The sequence below is a fragment of the Variovorax durovernensis genome (assembly GCF_977011995.1).
Window position 1 is genome coordinate 3406898 of the sequence record NZ_CDRNCW010000001.1, and the last position, 15754, is coordinate 3422651.

Consider the following 15754-nt stretch of genomic DNA (forward strand, 5'->3'; position numbering starts at 1 on the left):
CTTGCCGGCCATCGCTGTCGCATTGGATGATCTCGGCCCTGTTTCGACTCACCAAGGAGAATTCCTCTTCACCATTCAAAAGCCGTTACCACCGCCCGCCGGATACGCCAGTTGGCTCGACTACGCGGTCGAATCCTTCAGCACCCGCCAAGCCTGGCTCGAAAGCCTCTGGCAAACCTGGGCCGACGACACCGCCGTCGAACTGGACCGCGACGACATCCGCGAGTCCGCGCGCTTGGAACTGCGCGCCCTGCGCAAGGCAGCCGCCGCGGCCGGCTCATGAGTTCGGGCCGCGTGCTGCGAACGCGGTATCCATCTGCCGCGCCCGCTTAACCTCGTCGCCGTGCAGGTAGATCGAGGTCGTCGTGATAGAGGCGTGGCGCAGGTTGTCGCGCACCGTCGTGAGTTCCGCGCCGCGCGCCAGCGCATGCGTGGCATGGGTGTGGCGCATCCAGTGGGGACTGGCACGGCGCAGTTTGTCCGCAAGCGCCGGGCTGTCCGCCTCGACGGCCTCGGCCACCTTCAGAAAGAAGCGCCGCATGATGCTCCACAGCCGCGTGGCCGTGATGCCGGCAACACTCTCCAACTCCAGGCTGCCGAGCAGCGGCGTCTTCGGATTCCATCGGGCCGGCGTGATCGGCAGTTGACGCTGCATCAGGTACCGGTCCAGCGCAGACCGGGCCAGCGGCGGCAGCGCCACCTTGCCGGCCTTGCCGCCTTTGCCCACCAGGCGCAGCCAGTGATCGCCATGAATGTCCGCCTCGATCTGGCCGAGCGTTGCGCCGACCAACTCACCAATGCGCAGCCCGGTCGCGTAGGCAAAATCCAGCACGAACCGCAGCCGCTGCGCCGCCGGTGCTTCCCAGCCATGCACCCATTCCAGGCCCTCGGCCACCGCCTGCAGGATCGCCCATTCCCCTTCGCCAAAGACCCGCGTCACCGCCAGCGGCTCTGACCTCGAGGCACCCCGGACTTTGATGCCGGCGAAGGGATTGGCCAGCGCATAGCGCTGCTGGATCAGCCAGCGGAACAAGGCTCCGGCCACCGACAGCGCGTAGGCCACGGAGCGGGCTGACAGGGCACCGGTGAATGGCCGCCACTCGGGCGAGGAACGCGGCGCGGCCGGTCCGACCCAACGCCCGCGTGGTGCGGGGTGACGCAGAAACGCCCGGTACGCCACGGCATCTTCTGTCGTCAGCGACGACAGCGCCTTGCCGCGCTCCAGGATGGCCCAGAGGATCAACCGCTCGGCCTCCTTGCGGTAGGCCCGCTGGGTGGCCGCCGACTCGTGCAGCGACAGCCAAGCCTGCACCGCCTCGTAGTCGTTGCGCGCGCCCAGGATGCAGGTCTCCAGCGGCGCCCGGAAGGCACCGCGCGAGCCGTCGACCTCGTGGGGCACGTACAGCCGCTCCCAGGGCACCACGTCCTGCGGCATGCCGACCGGCACCAGCGCACGGGCGGCGGCGGTCAGAGACGGATGCGCCGCAAAAAAAGCTTCCACCTGCCTGGCGCCGGTGGCGCCCAAGCCGGGAATGTCCGCCCACCAGCGCCGCCGGCGCGGCACGCGCACCGTCAGATCGGCCAGCGTGCGCAGGCCGTGGGCCTGGATGGGCTTGGCGATGCGCGCGGGCAGCCAGCGCTCGACGGCGTCCGTCACCAGCGGCCGCGGCACGGCGAGCCCGCGCAACAGGTCGATCGCCGCCATGACGGCACAGACCCGCTTCGGCCGCTCGGAGGACGGGTGCAGGATCAGTTGCGCCAGATCGTCGCGGCGGCACCGGCGGGCGCGGTCCGCCAACTGGCGCCGGATGTCGCCCAGGACGGCGCGGGATGACCTGCCTGCGCCAGTGCTGTGCGGCAGGAACTGAGCGACAGCCTCGGTGGTGCCCATGCCGGCGTACCAGGCGCGCAGGGCCGCGAGCGCCGCGGCACCGGGGAAGTCCTGCGACGCCTCTTCCAGGATCCGGGTGCTCAGGGTACTTTTCATCTTCGGAGTTTAGCCAGATGAGATGGCTATTGCGATAAGAAGAGTTATCACAATAGTTCATCCGTAGAACAGCAATCTGTCACGAGGGTGCTGATCCCACCTTACTCCGGCAAGGGCTTCGCTTGGCTCCGGCGTTGGCGCAGCCGCGCAGCCGAACGTGCGTGAATGCGTGGTCGAGATTCGCGTTAGGTCTTGTCTGGCTTGGTCTCGCCCACCACGGAATTCACTTTGCCCTCTTCAACCTTGGCGCTCTCATCTTTCGTGGCGCCGTTCATGCCCTTCATCATGAAAATCATCGCGATCGGGCAGGCGAGGAACAGCAAGAAGGGTGCACTGGCCAGAATGAACGCGTGGGATGAGGGCAATGCGAAGTACACAGCGGTCAGGGCAATTCCTAGCCCGATACCAATCTTGATGATCGTTTTCAAATTGCAGTTCATAATCAAATTCCTTGAAATAGGGGCGCGGCAGGATGGGACACTTGACGTTCGACGGGTCGTTCACGTCGACCGGACTGGCAAGGCGCCGGTCCGGTACGACGATGAAGGAACTTGTCGTCACCGCGATTCTTTGGGGGTGCCGCCTTGCGTCGAATCCCGGTGGGGACGCGCCTCACGCGCCGCTTTCCGGCTCTCGCCAACCATCTCGGACTTGCTCGTCCCCATCACGCCCGAGCCTTGTCCAACGGCGGTGCCGCCATCCTTGATCTGTTTGACGCCTGTCGGCTTCGCATTCTTCCTGGCCTCGGCCAAGATTTGCGATTTGGTGTTGGTCGGCGGAGCCGCTTCCTGCGTCTGGCTCTGCGCGTAGGCGCCGGACAGCAGCAGTGTTGTGGTCCCAATCGCGAGCAGAATCTTCTTCATCTCAGGCTCCTTGAAAGTTAAGAGAAATGACGCCTCGGTGATCGGCTTCAAGGTCGACCGTCTCGCTTGCGTCACGGTTCAAACTTTAGAAGCTGGGGTACAACAACCGCCTGACCGCCGCATGACGATTTCGTCACCTGCAGGCAGCCGCGAACAGTGCAACACGGAGCGCGTGCACCGCGGCATGCGCGGCAGTTGGTCGGCAAGGCTAAGCGGCCTCGTCGTCGTGACTGGTCCCCCGTCCAGTGGGGCACAACCCGATAAAAAGCCGCTGCGAAGACTATGCAGATCTTGGATGTGGTCGCGTGTCGACGGCGCCCGCTTTGTGCGGGGTGTGCGGTGTCACTTCAAGATCCCCTTGGGGACCGGCCTCGGTGTCTGAGCCATGTTGATTTGGAACAACGCCGCGACGCTTCTGGACGAGGGGCCTGCGGGTTGCAACCGCCATGGCAATCGGCGTCACGTCTCACGCATTGAAAGACTGCCGACCGCGGCCGATGTACAAGTAACCTTGCTCAACTGCAGCCTCACTTTCCAAGTCGGATTTTGCCAACTGCTCCAGAGCGCACATCAGGAACTCGGCGACCTCCCATCGCCGCTCGGCCACCGCCTGCTTATATAGCCGTAGCACCTCCTGCCCCAGGCCCTGGGAAACGTCAGATCTGTGCGCCATCGCAATGCCTCCAAACGACCCTGTTGTCGATACCTTCAGCCAACACCTTACCGCTGTGGCAAGGTCAAGAGGGGGACCGGTTGACCTTCGCCGTGGGGCGAATGTTTATTCTCCGGCGATCCTTTACGACCAACAACTAATCGACCAGTTTGCTCGCGCGTAGACGCAGCGAATTGGCAATCACACTCACCGACGACAGCGCCATCGCGGCGGCCGCCACCACCGGCGACAGGAGGATGCCGAAGAACGGGTACAGCATGCCAGCTGCTATCGGAATCCCAACGACGTTGTAGAAGAAGGCGAAAAAGAGGTTGGTTCGGATGTTCTTCATCGTGGCCTGCGAAAGGCGACGCGCACGCGCAATCCCCATGAGATCACCCTGCAGCAGCGTCACCCCTGAACTCTCCATGGCAACGTCGGTGCCGGTTCCCATGGCAATGCCAACGTCTGCTGCAGCCAGCGCCGGGGCGTCATTGACGCCATCGCCTGCCATGGCCACCACCCGGCCCTCGGCCTTCAGCCGTTGCACCACTGATGTCTTGTCTTGCGGCAGAACGTCTGCAATGACTTCGTCTATGCCGAGCTGGCGACCTACAACCTCCGCGGTGGTCTTGCCGTCGCCGGTGAGCATGACCACGCGGATGTTCTCGCGGCGCAGCACGGCGATGGCTTCCGGTGTGCTGGGCTTGATGGGGTCGGCAATGCCGACGAAACCAGCCAGGCGGGCGTCGATGCTCACGAAGATGACCGTCGCAGCTTGCGCCCGCACAGCGTCTGCCGCTGCAGCCATGCCACTGACGTCGACATCGTTCTCAGCCAGAAATTTCGCGCTTCCGCAGATCACCCGCGCGCCCTCGACCATGCCGATCACGCCCTTGCCGACGGGTGAGTCAAAGTCCAGAACGGGCGACAGGGGCAACTGGCGCTCCAGTGCGTCGGCGACGATGGCGGCGGCCAGTGGATGTTCGCTCGCCCGCTCGACGCTGGCGAGCTTCTGAAGCACCGTGGCGACGTCAAAGCCAGGCGCCGATTCGACGCGCACCACCTTCGGCCGCCCCTGCGTCAACGTGCCTGTCTTGTCCACCACGAGCGTATCGACCTTCTCCATGCGCTCCAGCGCCTGTGCATCTCGGATGAGCACGCCGTGCTGCGCGCCCTTCCCAACGCCCACCATGATGGACATCGGTGTGGCCAGGCCAAGAGCGCAGGGACAGGCGATGATGAGGACGGCGACGGAAGAGACAAGTGCGTACGCGACGGCCGGGCTGGGTCCCCAGACAAGCCAGGCGCCGAAGGCCAGAAGCGCGACGGCAATCACAACCGGCACGAACCAGCCCGCCACCCGGTCGGCCATCCGCTGAATCGGGGCGCGGCTGCGTTGAGCGGACGCAACCATCTGGACGATCTGGGCAAGTAGGGTATCAGCGCCCACCTTTTCGGCTTGCATGACGAAGCCACCCGTCTGGTTGAGAGTGCCGGCAGTGACCTTGGAACCGGGCGTCTTGACGACCGGAATCGGTTCACCGGTGACCATCGACTCGTCGACCGTCGCCTTGCCTTCCACGATCTCGCCGTCTACCGGTATTTTTTCCCCCGGGCGCACCCGTAGCCGCTCGCCCACGAGCACAGCGTCGAGTTCCACCGTCTCGTCGGACCCGTCGCTTCTCACGCGCACGGCCGTCTTCGGTGCGAGGTCGAGCAAGGCGCGTATCGCACCGGACGTCCTTTCGCGCGCCCGCAATTCCAGCACCTGCCCCAAAAGCACCAGGACGGTGATGACCGCAGCCGCCTCGAAGTAGATCGGAACCGCCCCGTCCCCCGTGCGCAGGTCCAACGGGAACAACCGTGGTGCCATCGCGCCGATCATGCTGTACACCCAGGCAACACCAACGCCCAGCGCAATGAGGCTGAACATGTTGAGGTTGCGGTTCGTCACAGAGGCCCACCCCCGAACGAAGAACGGCCAGCCGGCCCACAGCACCACCGGTGTGCCGAACAACAGTTGAAGCCAGTTCGATGTTTGCTGACTCATCAAGCTCTGCAGATTGGCGAGGTGGCCGCCCATCTCGAGCGCGACCACAGGCACGGTGAGCGCCAACCCACCCCAGAACCGACGGTTCATGTCCCTCAGTTCCGGGTTCTCCCCTGTTTCCACCGTAGCGACAACCGGCTCCAGAGCCATCCCGCAAATCGGACAGTTTCCGGGCCCCATCTGCCGCACCTGCGGGTGCATGGGACAGGTGTATTCGACACCTGCAACTGCGGCCCGCTTGCTCAAAGCGTCGCGCTGACCGGCATGCTCACCCGCGGCAAGCTGAGTATTCGCACCAACGGGATGCCGATGAGAACGTTTGTCGGCCTCCGTTGCGCCTGGACTGTGAGGGTGCAGTTGCATGATGGGCTCCTATTCCAGAACAGTCTCCACCTTCCCACCGTGTAAAGGTCAAGGGATTTCGCGGGTTGGAATGAGACGGCACCGACCTCATGATGAGGCGGTACGTGTGCGCATGGGCCGGCGAGACGCTCAATCTCGATCACCGCAGGCGGTGCCGGTGTCCTGTTTAGCGCGCTGATGGGGTGCCGGCTGAACAATGCGACGTCCAGAGGCCGGAGAATCGGTCAGCGGCCCTTGTCCGCACGCGGAAAGTAAAGCGCGAAGCGCGTCTCGCCGCTTGCGCTGCTGGTGGCCGCGACCCGCCCGCCATGAAGTCCCATGATCGCTTTGACGATCGCCAATCCGAGGCCGGTGCCGCCCAAATCGCGCGCGCGCGAACTGTCGACGCGGTAAAAGCGGTCAAAGAGCCGTTCCAAGTGCTGGGGCGCGATCGGTTCACCCTGATTGACCACCTCCAACTTGGCACTCAGTTCATCGGCATACGACACGGCCACCGTCACCGGCATTCCCTGTGCTCCATGACGCACGGCATTGGACAGCAGGTTGGTGATCGCCCTTTGCACCAGGCCGCCGTCTGCTGCCACGCGCGCGCTGCCTTCCACCGAGATCTTGATGCCGCGCTCGTCGGCCAGCAACTGCAAGAATTCAGCGACGGTGCGCGCCTGGTCCGCCAGATCGAGTTCGCGCCGCTCTACGGCCATTTGCGCATGATCGGCTTGCGCCAAGAACAGAATGTCGGACACCAGACGGCTCAGTCGCTCCAGTTCGTCGACGTTGTTTTCGAGCAGGTCCGTCAGTTGCTCGACTGTGCGCGGCTGCGACAGCACGACCTGCGTGCGGCCCAGCAGCGTCGCCAGAGGCGTACGCAGTTCATGAGCCAAATCCTCCGAAAACTCCGACAACCGGCGCACCCCGTCGTCCAGGCGCTCCAGCATGGCATTGAAAGCGTGGCAAAGGCCTTGCAGTTCGGTGGGCAGGCCCTTCGAGTCGATCCGGGCCGAGAGGTTGCGAGCCGTGATGCCGGTGGCGGCTTTCTGGAAACGCCGCAACGGCCGCAGACCAAACATGACAATAGCCAGTGCGCTGACGATCACGAGCGCCAAGCCGAATGGTGCCCCGGTCAGTGCGGTGACCAGCAGACTGCGCAGCAGCCGCTGGTCTTCGCTGCGGTCGACGGTGGCGACAATCTCGTAGGCCTCGCCGTTTTTGAGTTGCACGGCCCCGGCCTGTGAAAGCATCGGCGCGTTGCTGGTCTGCGCACGCCACTGCAGGAATGCGTCTGTTCCCCAGGTGTCGTCCTTCAATCGGCTTAAGGATTCAATGGCTTCGCGGCTGAACGCGACGGTGGGATTCGTGGACCCCCGTCGCGCGATCGCCAGATGCAACTCGGCGTGTCCGGTGATGAGGTCCACGAGCTCGAAGGCACTGGCGCGAATAGCCACTTCGTCCGGCAATTCACCGATCAGTTGTCGAGCGTAGTCGACCTTGTCACGCAGGACGGACCGCCGTTGTGCCCCCAGTTCCTGCTGCATCGTGTGATAGGAAAACCACAGGACGCCGGCACCCTGCAAAAGGCCCAACAGGCCGACCAACAGCGCCAGCCGCACCGACAGGCTTTTCGGCCTCATGGCCGGTGCTCGAACACGTAGCCCACCCCCCGCACGGTGTGGATCAGCTTCGTCTCGAAGGGGTCGTCGATCTTGACGCGCAAGCGGCGCACGGCCACGTCCACGACGTTGGTATCGGAATCAAAATTGATGTCCCAGACCAGCGAAGCAATCTGCGTCCTGGACAGCACTTCGCCGCTCCTGCGCATGAACAAGACCAGCAACGCGAACTCCTTGGCTGACAAATCGATGCGCTGGCCGGTTCGGATGGCGCGATGCTTGACGGAATCCACCTCGAGGTCCGCGACGCGCAGCACGTCGTCGGACGCTGCTTTGGCACCGCGCTTGAGGAGCGCGCGGATTCGAGCAAGCAGCTCGGGAAACTGGAAAGGCTTGACCAGGTAGTCGTCGGCGCCGAGGTCGAAACCCTTGACCTTGTCGTCGACCTTGGAGCGCGCCGTGAGCATCAGCACCGGCGTCTGCTTCGAAGTTCGAAGGGCGGACAACACCGCAAAGCCGTCGATGCCGGGCAGCATCACGTCCAAGACCACCAGGTCATGATCTCCGTTCATGGCTGCGTGCAGGCCGTCGCTGCCATTGGTCGCGACTTCCGCCGTGAAGCCGCTCTCGGTCAGACCTTGCTTCAAGTAGGCAGCGGCGCTCGCTTCGTCTTCGATCAACAGGATTTTCATTTCTTTGAACGGTTTGCGGGCATCCCAGTGGATCCTGTCCGCATTGCAAAAACGTAATCAAAGCATCAGCCTCTGGTGCCTCGTCCGCTTTCAAACTCTCCCTCATCACGACGCCCCTGCGACCTCGTTCGGAACGCGTGAGGCCGTCAGCCGTCGCTGACGTTTTCAAATGACCAATGATGAGGGTTTACGACCATGTCCAACAAACTTTTTGCGTCCATTCTGGCCGCGACACTGTCGCTCGCTTCCGCAGCCTCCTTCGCAGCACCCGCCGAGAACCAAGCGCGTGATCAGGCCACGCCGGCCAAGGTCCAGACCGAGGACGGCAAAACACGCTACTGGAGCCACCCGCGGCTCGGCTTGGTCAAGGTCGATGCGGCCGGCCGGATGCTGACGGCACGCTCTGCCGCAGATGACGCTGCGCGACCAAGGGCGCCCTCCGGGCATCCGTCGACCCGCACCCCTTGAGCCGCTCGTTCGACGCCCCGGCTCGCTCCCCGGGGCCGCTTGGCATGCGTCACAGCCGCCGCGATCGCATCCGCAACTGCCGCAGCCAGCTTGGCAACCAGACATGGCGCCTGTCCGTTCGATGTGCGGCGCGCCCCAGTCCGGGAGGACGACCGGAACGCGTCGCGGCTCGATCGTCGTGCTTACTTCACCGAAGTGACGACGTATTTGCCGCCCTCCTGCACGAACTCGAGCTGGACCTTCTTGCCGACGACCAGCTTGTCCATCAGCATCTTGTCCTTGACCACGAAGCCCATGGTCATCGCCGGCCAGTTCAACGACGTGATCGGTTCGTGAGCGACCGTGACGACCTGGCCCTTGGGGTCGACGTTCTTCACTTCGCCCATGGCCATGTGGGTGGATTGGGCCGAGGCCCCCGATTTCTTGGGCATGTTCATGTCTTTCATGTTGGACATGTCCATGCCTTTCATGTCGTCCATCTTCTGCTGTGCCAAAGCGGCTGCGGGCAGCAGGGCTGCGGCGACGAGAGAGGCGAATACTACTTTTTTCATAAGAACTCCTGGCTAACGATTGATTGGGAGCCACCGTTCGGCGGCGTGCTGAGCAAAGCGGGCGTGGTGCTCACTGGGGCTTCATCATCATGTCGTGGCACTTGGCCATCGCCTCCTTGTCCATTCTGCTCATGTTCATGCGGGAAGTGTCCTGGCCTTGCATGCCGTGGTGAGGCCTCGATGCGCCCGCAGAGGGGGCGGCGGCGGCCGAGACGCGGATGGGCTGCACCTCGCTGATGGCCAGTCCGTCGCTCGATTGAGTGAGGGTGAAGGCGATCGGCTGACCGACGCTCAATCCGTCGGTAGACAAGCCCTTGTCCAGACGAAACTGCATCGTCATGCCCGGCATGTTCATGCGGGCAATGGCTTGGTGCTCGATCGTCAGGACGTGCTGCGCGGCGTCGATGTGCCTGATCGTGCCAACGGCGAGCGCGCTCGAAGCTGCGACGCTTCCGCCGGAGGGCATCGGCATGGCGGTCTGTGCCAGCGCGGGCAGTGTGAGCGCAGCGCAAAGCGCGGCGGCAAGCGCCATACGTGGGATGTTCATTGTGTTTCCTTTCATTGGTAGGACTGGTAGATCGTGGTGCTCGCGTCTTGATGAACGAGCAGCACATTGAACGGATCTCGCCGCCCGCGGTACGCCGGGCCATCCATTCCCGGCGAGCCGCGCGGCATGCCGGCAACGGCGAGCCCGATCGCGTCGGGACGCTCCCGCAGCAGCCGCTGAATCTCCCGGAGCGGAACATGCCCTTCCAGCACATAACCAGCGGCGCTGGCGGTGTGGCACGCGCGGTACTTCAGCGGCATGCCCAGGCGCGCTCGCGCCTCGGTGTTGCCGACGTCGTGGACCGTGACGCTGAAGCCGCCGCGCTCCAGGTGCTTGACCCAAGCCTCGCAGCACAGGCAGCCACGGCCTTTCCAGACATCGACAACCGGCGCAGCCGCCCTGGCCCACATCGGTTGGACGGCCAGGGCGATCGCGGTCGTCGCGCTGAAGCGGCGGCGAAGCGGGTTCATTGGGCCACCCCCTTGGCGGCCGCTGCCTTGCAGGCCTTCATTTCGGCCTCAAAGCGCTGCTTGCGAAGCTTGTTCTCGTACGGCGTCGTCTGCGGGCGTGGCCCATGATCGAGCGGTAACACCAAGCGCTCCGCGGCGCACTGCTGCGCGGGACTGAGCTCCGCGGCCTTGGTGTCCTCTTGCCAGCCAGGACCGGCACATGCGGTCAAGACAGCGCCCAGCGCCACGATGCCGGCCGGAAACACGAGCAGCTTCTTCATGATGGGGGCCCCTGCATTCCCGCGGCGACGCAAAGATGAAATCGTCTCCATGATTGACTCCTTTGATTGATCAACTGATATGGAACTGTTATTCGGGACAACGTCGTTGATCAATCAAGCCACCGGCAAAACGCGATGCGCACGGGCATTCGCGGCGGCCAGCCTCCGGCATCCTTGGGCAAAGTGGTGTCGGCAACCGAGGTTGCGTGGTGCTGCTGCGGCACGGCTCCCCGTGGCTCGCTCTCTGCGCCGACGCCGGCCCCCGGCTCGGGAGCCGCATAGCACTGCGCACAAGGCATGTCGTCCAATGCCTTCGGCATCGGGCGCAGTGCCTCCTCCAATACCGGTGCCGACGCCACCATTGGCCGCTCGCCGACAACGCGTCCCGTGGATGCCCGGCTCGCGCCACAGAACAGCACGAGAAGCAGACAGGCGACGGCGCCGACGCAAGCGAGCCGATGACGACGGGACTCACTCGGCGACATGGCCTCGTCTCCAGAATCCGGGCCTTGCGGCACGCCGCTCGCGCTTCTTGCGGATCAAGAAGTAGACAGCCGGGATCACGAACATGGAAAGCAAGGGCGCTGTGACCATGCCTCCCACCATCGGCGCAGCGATGCGCTGCATCACCTCCGAGCCCGTGCCGGAGCCCCACATGATCGGCACCAGGCCCGCCAGAATCACTGCAACGGTCATTGCCTTCGGGCGCACGCGCAGGACTGCGCCTTCGCGGATCGCATCCAGCAGGTCATCGTTGCTCGTCGCGCCGCTCGCGATACGCTCATCCCAAGCGTGCTTGAGGTACAGCAGCATGATCACGCCAAACTCGGCGGCAACGCCTGACAAGGCAATGAACCCGACCGCCCCGGCAACCGAGAGGTTGTAGTTGAGCAGGTACAGCAGCCAGATCCCGCCGACCAACGCAAAAGGCAGGGTGGCCATGATCAGAAGTGCCTCGTCGAAGCGCTTGAAAGTCAGGTACAGAAGCACCAGGATGATCAGCAGCGTGAACGGCACAACGATCTTCAGCTTGGCGGTGGCGCGCTCGAGGAATTCGAACTGCCCGGACCATGAAACGGAGTAGCCCGGTGGCACCTTGACCTGCTCGCTGACAGCGCGCTGCATGTCGTGCACTGCGGAACGCAGGTCGCGGCCGCGGATGTCCACATAGATCCAGCCGGACAGGCGCGAGTTTTCGCTCTTGAGCATCGGGGGTCCATCGACCACCTCGACCTTTGCGATGTCGGACAACACGATGCGGGCGCCGCGGTCGGTCACGATCGGCAACTGCCGCACCCGCTCGACCGAGTCCCGGAACTCACGTGGGTAGCGCACGTTGATCGGGAAGCGAGACAGGCCCTCGACCGTCTCGCCGACGTTCTCTCCCCCGATCACGGAAGCGATGATGGACTGCACATCGGCGACGTTCATGCCAAAGCGCGCTGCGGCGTCACGGTCGATCTTGACGTCGACATACCGCCCACCCGACAAACGCTCTGCCAACGCCGAGGAGACCCCGGGTACGGTTTTGACGACGCGTTCGATCTGTGCGGTCACCCGATCGATCTCCGCCAGGTCGGTGCCGGCCACCTTGACGCCAACAGGACTCTTGATGCCCGTGGCCAGCATGTCGATGCGGTTGCGGATCGGTGGCACCCAGATGTTGGACAAGCCCGGCACCTTGACGATGCGGTCGAGTTCTTCGACCAGCTTGTCCTGGGTCATGCCGGCGCGCCATTGATCCTTCGGCTTGAACTGGATGGTGGTCTCGAACATCTCCAGCGGCGCGGGATCGGTGGCCGACTCGGCGCGGCCGGCCTTTCCGAACACGGTCGCCACTTCCGGAACCGTCTTGATCAGGCGGTCGGTCTGCTGCAGCAACTGGGACGCTTTGCCCGCCGAGAGTCCCGGCAAGGCCGAGGGCATGTACAACAGATCGCCTTCGTCCAGCGGCGGCATGAACTCGCCACCGATATGCTGCAACGGCCACAGGCTGGCCACCAGGAGCACAGCGGCCGCGCCGATCGTCAGCTTGGGTGCGCGCAGCACCGCGTTCAAGAGCGGCCGGTAGATGGCGATCAAGAATCGATTCAGCGGGTTCTTGTTTTCATCGGGAATCTTGCCCCGGATCAGGTAGCCCATGAGGACCGGAATCAGTGTGGCAGACAGCCCTGCGGCCGCCGCCATCGCATAGGTCTTGGTGAACGCCAGCGGCGAGAACAAGCGACCTTCCTGCGCCTCCAGCGTGAACACCGGGATGAATGACAGCGTGATGATCAGCAGCGAGAAGAACAGCGCCGGACCCACTTCGGCGGCCGATTCGCCGATCACCTGCCAGTGCGTTTCGCCCTTGAGTTCTTCATCGGGATGGGTGTGACGCCATTTTTCGATGTGCTTGTGCGCGTTCTCGATCATCACCACCGCGGCGTCGACCATGGCGCCGATCGCGATCGCAATGCCACCCAAGGACATGATGTTGGCGTTGACGCCCTGGTACCGCATCACAATGAAGGCAGCCAGGATGCCAAGAGGCAGCGAAACGATGGCGACGAAGGCCGAGCGCAGGTGAAACAGAAAGATGAAGCACACCACCGCGACGACAATGAACTCCTCGATCAGCTTGTGCGTGAGGTTCTCCACTGCGCGCTCGATCAGGTTCGAGCGATCGTAGGTCGGCACGATCTCCACGCCCTTGGGCAGACTCGCCTGCAGGCTCTTGAGCTTTTCCTTCACGGCGTCGATCGTCTCCAGGGCATTCTTGCCGGAGCGCATCACGATGACGCCGCCCGCAACTTCGCCTTCGCCGTCGAGTTCACCGATGCCGCGCCGCATCTCGGGACCCGTTTGGATCCGGGCCACGTCGCCCAGCCGCACGGAGACGCCCGCCTCGGTGGTCATCAGAGGGATCTTGCGGAAGTCGTCGAGGGTTTTCAGGTAGCCGGAGGCACGGACCATGTACTCGGCCTCGCCCAGTTCGAGTACCGAGCCGCCGCTTTCCTGGTTGGCCTTTTGGATGGCTTCGACCACCTTGCTGTGCGTCAAGTTGTAGCCGCGCAACCGGTCCGGATCAAGAACGACCTGGTACTGCTTGACCATGCCACCGATCGAGGCGACCTCGGCCACGTTGGCGACGGTCTTGAGCTCGTATTTCAGGAACCAGTCCTGCAGCGCGCGCAATTGCGAGAGGTCATGGTTGCCGCTGCGATCCAACAGCGAATACGAGTAGACCCAGCCCACTCCGGTGGCATCGGGCCCGAGGGAGGCCTTTGCGCTCGCCGGCAAGCGCGATTGCACCTGGTTCAGGTACTCCAACACGCGGGAGCGGGCCCAGTAGAGGTCGGTGCCGTCCTCGAACAGCACATAGACAAACGAGTCACCGAAGAATGAGAACCCTCGGACCGTCTTTGCGCCCGGAACCGACAGCATCGTCGTCGTGAGGGGATAGGTGATCTGGTTCTCGACGATCTGTGGCGCCTGCCCCGGATAAGTGGTGCGGATGATGACCTGCACGTCGGAGAGGTCCGGCAGCGCATCGAGCGGTGTGCGCATCAAGGAGTAGACGCCCCAGGCGCTGACCATCACGGTAGCCAGCAGCACCAGGAAGCGGTTGACGATCGACCAGCGAATCAGCTTGGCGATCATTGCTTCTTCTCCGAAGATCCCATCGGCATCGCATCCTTGGCAGCGGGCGCGGGCATTGCTGCGCCGGCGGGGTCGATCCGCGTCAGCACTGGCAGGCCTTCCTTGTTCATATGGAACGCGAAGTTCACGGTCTGACCCGGCTTCAGGCCTTGCGGCAGACCGGCGGCCGGCATGCCGAAGTCCATCGTCATGGCCCCCCACTGCATCGAAGGGATCGGCTCGTGCGACAGGGAAACCGTGTCCTTGCCGATGGCCTCGACCTTGGCTTTGCCGGTGTGCTCTGCCGCCGCGGCCATACCACCGCCGGCGGTGGCACCTGCAGCCTTGCCGCCATCCTCCATGCGCGTGGTCGTGCCTCTGAGGCTGGCCTCGGAGTCGATCAGGAACTGGCCGGAGGTCACGACCTTTTGACCGGCTTGAAGGCCGCGCTTGATCTCGGTCTGGCCGTTGGATTCGTTGCCGATCTCGACGTCCACCGGCCTGAACTTGCCGTCGCCTTCGGCCACCATGACCACCATGCGCCGGCCGGTCTGGATGATCGCCTCGGTCGGAACCATCAGCCCTTGCTCGATGTCCGCGTTCAGCGCGACGCTCACGAACATGCCCGGTGAGAGCTGACCTTGCGGGTTGGCCAGTTCGATGCGGGCCTTGATCGTGCGCGTGGCTTGATTGACTTCCGGCAAGATGGCCTGGACCTTGCCCTTGAACACTTTTCCCGGAACTGCAGGGGAACGCGCCTGCACGATCGATCCGGCGCGAAGCAGGGCCGACTGGCCTTCCGGTACATCGGCATTGGCCCATACGGTCGACAGGCCGTTGATCCGGAAGAGCGTTGCGCCTGGCATGACCGTCATACCTTCGCGCGCGGTCAGCTCGACAAGCACCCCACTGGTCGGGGCTACGAGCGTGATGCGTGGTTGAACCCGGCCAGCGCGTTCGACCAGGCGGATTTGGTCGTCAGTCATGCCAACCTGGCGCATGCGCTGGCGCGCCCCGTCGACGAGCACCGCCAGATCGGTCCCCTGCATGCGGCGCACCGAGAGGAATTCTTCCTGTGCAGCAATCCAGTCCGGCACGTACAGCTCGGCGAGCGGCTGACCCTTGACCACAGGGTCCAGCGTGGCGCGAACAAACAACTTCTCGACAAAGCCCGTGGACCGTGCTTGCACGAAGGCTTGGTCTCGCTCGTTGAACGCGATGCTGCCGGCGGCTTCCACGCGCGGCGTCATTTCGCCGCGCGCTACCTCGGCGGTTCGGATGCCCAGGTTTTGTTGCACGCGTGGACTGACGGCGACGGTCCCCTCGTCGCCGGACTCGCCGGCGTAGACGGGCACCAGCTGCATGTCCATGAAGGGCGATTTGCCCGGCTTGTCGAATTTCTGGCCCGGCACCATGGGGTCGTGCCAGTACAGCACCTTCCGCCCGGTGGCCGGGTCCACCTTGTCGCCTGGGGCGCCTGGGGCGCCTGAGGCGGCAGCCACCGTCGCTGCCGAGCCGTCGCTGCCGTGGCGTTTGCCGAGCGCGTAAATCCCATAGCCGCCGAGGATGAGCACACTGGCGGCGACCAGTCCGAGCACGAGGGGTTTGAGTTTCATAAGG

The 15754-nt window shown here is 64.0% G+C and carries 14 protein-coding genes; 2 read left to right on the forward strand and 12 right to left on the reverse strand.

What is annotated here, in order from left to right; genetic code table 11:
* The first annotated feature begins 1 nt into the window (after position 1).
* Positions 2-283 carry a hypothetical protein gene (locus tag ACWV14_RS16195; protein ID WP_454908369.1) on the forward strand — a complete coding sequence of 94 codons (282 nt, stop codon included), beginning with the start codon at positions 2-4 and terminating at the stop codon, positions 281-283.
* On the opposite strand, the gene ACWV14_RS16200 is transcribed toward ACWV14_RS16195, so the two are convergent.
* The 6 genes from ACWV14_RS16200 to ACWV14_RS16225 all read right to left on the reverse strand — a co-directional run bounded on the left by ACWV14_RS16200 (position 278) and on the right by ACWV14_RS16225 (position 8217).
* The gene (locus tag ACWV14_RS16200; protein WP_454908368.1) at positions 278-1987 is read right to left on the reverse strand and encodes a phage integrase family protein; all 1710 of its coding nucleotides are present in this window, start codon (positions 1985-1987) and stop codon (positions 278-280) included. The genes ACWV14_RS16195 and ACWV14_RS16200 overlap by 6 nt on opposite strands.
* Positions 1988-2172: 185 nt before the next feature.
* On the reverse strand, positions 2173-2427 hold the full coding sequence (locus ACWV14_RS16205) for a DUF2933 domain-containing protein (protein WP_455342659.1): 255 nt from the start codon (positions 2425-2427) through the stop codon (positions 2173-2175).
* A 117-nt stretch (positions 2428-2544) separates the two neighbouring features.
* A complete protein-coding gene (locus ACWV14_RS16210; protein ID WP_454908367.1) occupies positions 2545-2901 on the reverse strand; it encodes a cell envelope biogenesis protein TolA in 357 nt (118 codons plus the stop codon).
* A gap of 758 nt (positions 2902-3659) precedes the next feature.
* Positions 3660-5918: a copper-transporting P-type ATPase gene (locus ACWV14_RS16215; protein ID WP_454908366.1), complete on the reverse strand. Its 2259-nt coding sequence runs from the start codon at positions 5916-5918 to the stop codon at positions 3660-3662.
* A gap of 224 nt (positions 5919-6142) precedes the next feature.
* The gene (locus ACWV14_RS16220; protein WP_454908365.1) at positions 6143-7546 is read right to left on the reverse strand and encodes a heavy metal sensor histidine kinase; all 1404 of its coding nucleotides are present in this window, start codon (positions 7544-7546) and stop codon (positions 6143-6145) included.
* Positions 7543-8217, reverse strand: coding sequence for a heavy metal response regulator transcription factor (locus ACWV14_RS16225; RefSeq protein WP_454902683.1), 675 nt, complete (start codon positions 8215-8217; stop codon positions 7543-7545). The genes ACWV14_RS16220 and ACWV14_RS16225 overlap by 4 nt, the downstream gene beginning before the upstream one ends.
* A gap of 195 nt (positions 8218-8412) precedes the next feature.
* Between ACWV14_RS16225 and ACWV14_RS16230 the strand changes: the two genes are divergently transcribed.
* Positions 8413-8685 (forward strand): hypothetical protein, encoded by a 273-nt coding sequence (locus ACWV14_RS16230; protein WP_454902684.1) that lies wholly within the window; start codon positions 8413-8415, stop codon positions 8683-8685.
* Between the two features lie 182 nt (positions 8686-8867).
* Here ACWV14_RS16230 and ACWV14_RS16235 read toward each other — a convergent pair whose 3' ends face one another.
* The 6 genes from ACWV14_RS16235 to ACWV14_RS16260 form a co-directional block, all read right to left on the reverse strand.
* A complete protein-coding gene (locus ACWV14_RS16235) occupies positions 8868-9236 on the reverse strand; it encodes a copper-binding protein (RefSeq protein ID WP_454902685.1) in 369 nt (122 codons plus the stop codon).
* 70 nt (positions 9237-9306) lie between these two features.
* Complete coding sequence (locus ACWV14_RS16240) at positions 9307-9768, reverse strand: copper-binding protein (RefSeq protein WP_455240232.1); 462 nt, start codon at positions 9766-9768, stop codon at positions 9307-9309.
* Positions 9769-9794: 26 nt separating this feature from the next.
* Positions 9795-10253 carry a DUF411 domain-containing protein gene (locus ACWV14_RS16245; RefSeq protein ID WP_454902687.1) on the reverse strand — a complete coding sequence of 153 codons (459 nt, stop codon included), beginning with the start codon at positions 10251-10253 and terminating at the stop codon, positions 9795-9797.
* Positions 10250-10513, reverse strand: coding sequence for a hypothetical protein (locus ACWV14_RS16250; protein ID WP_454902688.1), 264 nt, complete (start codon positions 10511-10513; stop codon positions 10250-10252). Before ACWV14_RS16250 ends, ACWV14_RS16245 begins: the two co-directional genes overlap by 4 nt.
* A gap of 471 nt (positions 10514-10984) precedes the next feature.
* Positions 10985-14155 (reverse strand): efflux RND transporter permease subunit, encoded by a 3171-nt coding sequence (locus tag ACWV14_RS16255; RefSeq protein ID WP_454902689.1) that lies wholly within the window; start codon positions 14153-14155, stop codon positions 10985-10987.
* The gene (locus tag ACWV14_RS16260) at positions 14152-15750 is read right to left on the reverse strand and encodes an efflux RND transporter periplasmic adaptor subunit (RefSeq protein ID WP_454906003.1); all 1599 of its coding nucleotides are present in this window, start codon (positions 15748-15750) and stop codon (positions 14152-14154) included. The genes ACWV14_RS16255 and ACWV14_RS16260 overlap by 4 nt, the downstream gene beginning before the upstream one ends.
* Between the last annotated feature and the right edge of the window lie 4 nt (positions 15751-15754).

Bases quoted from the DNA above. Each gene is read 5' to 3' on its own strand.
- ACWV14_RS16260 (WP_454906003.1), bottom strand. From the start codon at position 15,750: ATGAAACTCAAACCCCTCGTGCTCGGACTGGTCGCCGCCAGTGTGCTC.
- ACWV14_RS16230 (WP_454902684.1), top strand. From the start codon at position 8,413: ATGTCCAACAAACTTTTTGCGTCCATTCTGGCCGCGACACTGTCGCTC.
- ACWV14_RS16200 (WP_454908368.1), bottom strand. From the start codon at position 1,987: ATGAAAAGTACCCTGAGCACCCGGATCCTGGAAGAGGCGTCGCAGGAC.
- ACWV14_RS16225 (WP_454902683.1), bottom strand. From the start codon at position 8,217: ATGAAAATCCTGTTGATCGAAGACGAAGCGAGCGCCGCTGCCTACTTG.
- ACWV14_RS16240 (WP_455240232.1), bottom strand. From the start codon at position 9,768: ATGGCGCTTGCCGCCGCGCTTTGCGCTGCGCTCACACTGCCCGCGCTG.
- ACWV14_RS16245 (WP_454902687.1), bottom strand. From the start codon at position 10,253: ATGAACCCGCTTCGCCGCCGCTTCAGCGCGACGACCGCGATCGCCCTG.
- ACWV14_RS16215 (WP_454908366.1), bottom strand. From the start codon at position 5,918: ATGCAACTGCACCCTCACAGTCCAGGCGCAACGGAGGCCGACAAACGT.
- ACWV14_RS16235 (WP_454902685.1), bottom strand. From the start codon at position 9,236: ATGAAAAAAGTAGTATTCGCCTCTCTCGTCGCCGCAGCCCTGCTGCCC.
- ACWV14_RS16250 (WP_454902688.1), bottom strand. From the start codon at position 10,513: ATGAAGAAGCTGCTCGTGTTTCCGGCCGGCATCGTGGCGCTGGGCGCT.
- ACWV14_RS16220 (WP_454908365.1), bottom strand. From the start codon at position 7,546: ATGAGGCCGAAAAGCCTGTCGGTGCGGCTGGCGCTGTTGGTCGGCCTG.
- ACWV14_RS16255 (WP_454902689.1), bottom strand. From the start codon at position 14,155: ATGATCGCCAAGCTGATTCGCTGGTCGATCGTCAACCGCTTCCTGGTG.
- ACWV14_RS16205 (WP_455342659.1), bottom strand. From the start codon at position 2,427: ATGAACTGCAATTTGAAAACGATCATCAAGATTGGTATCGGGCTAGGA.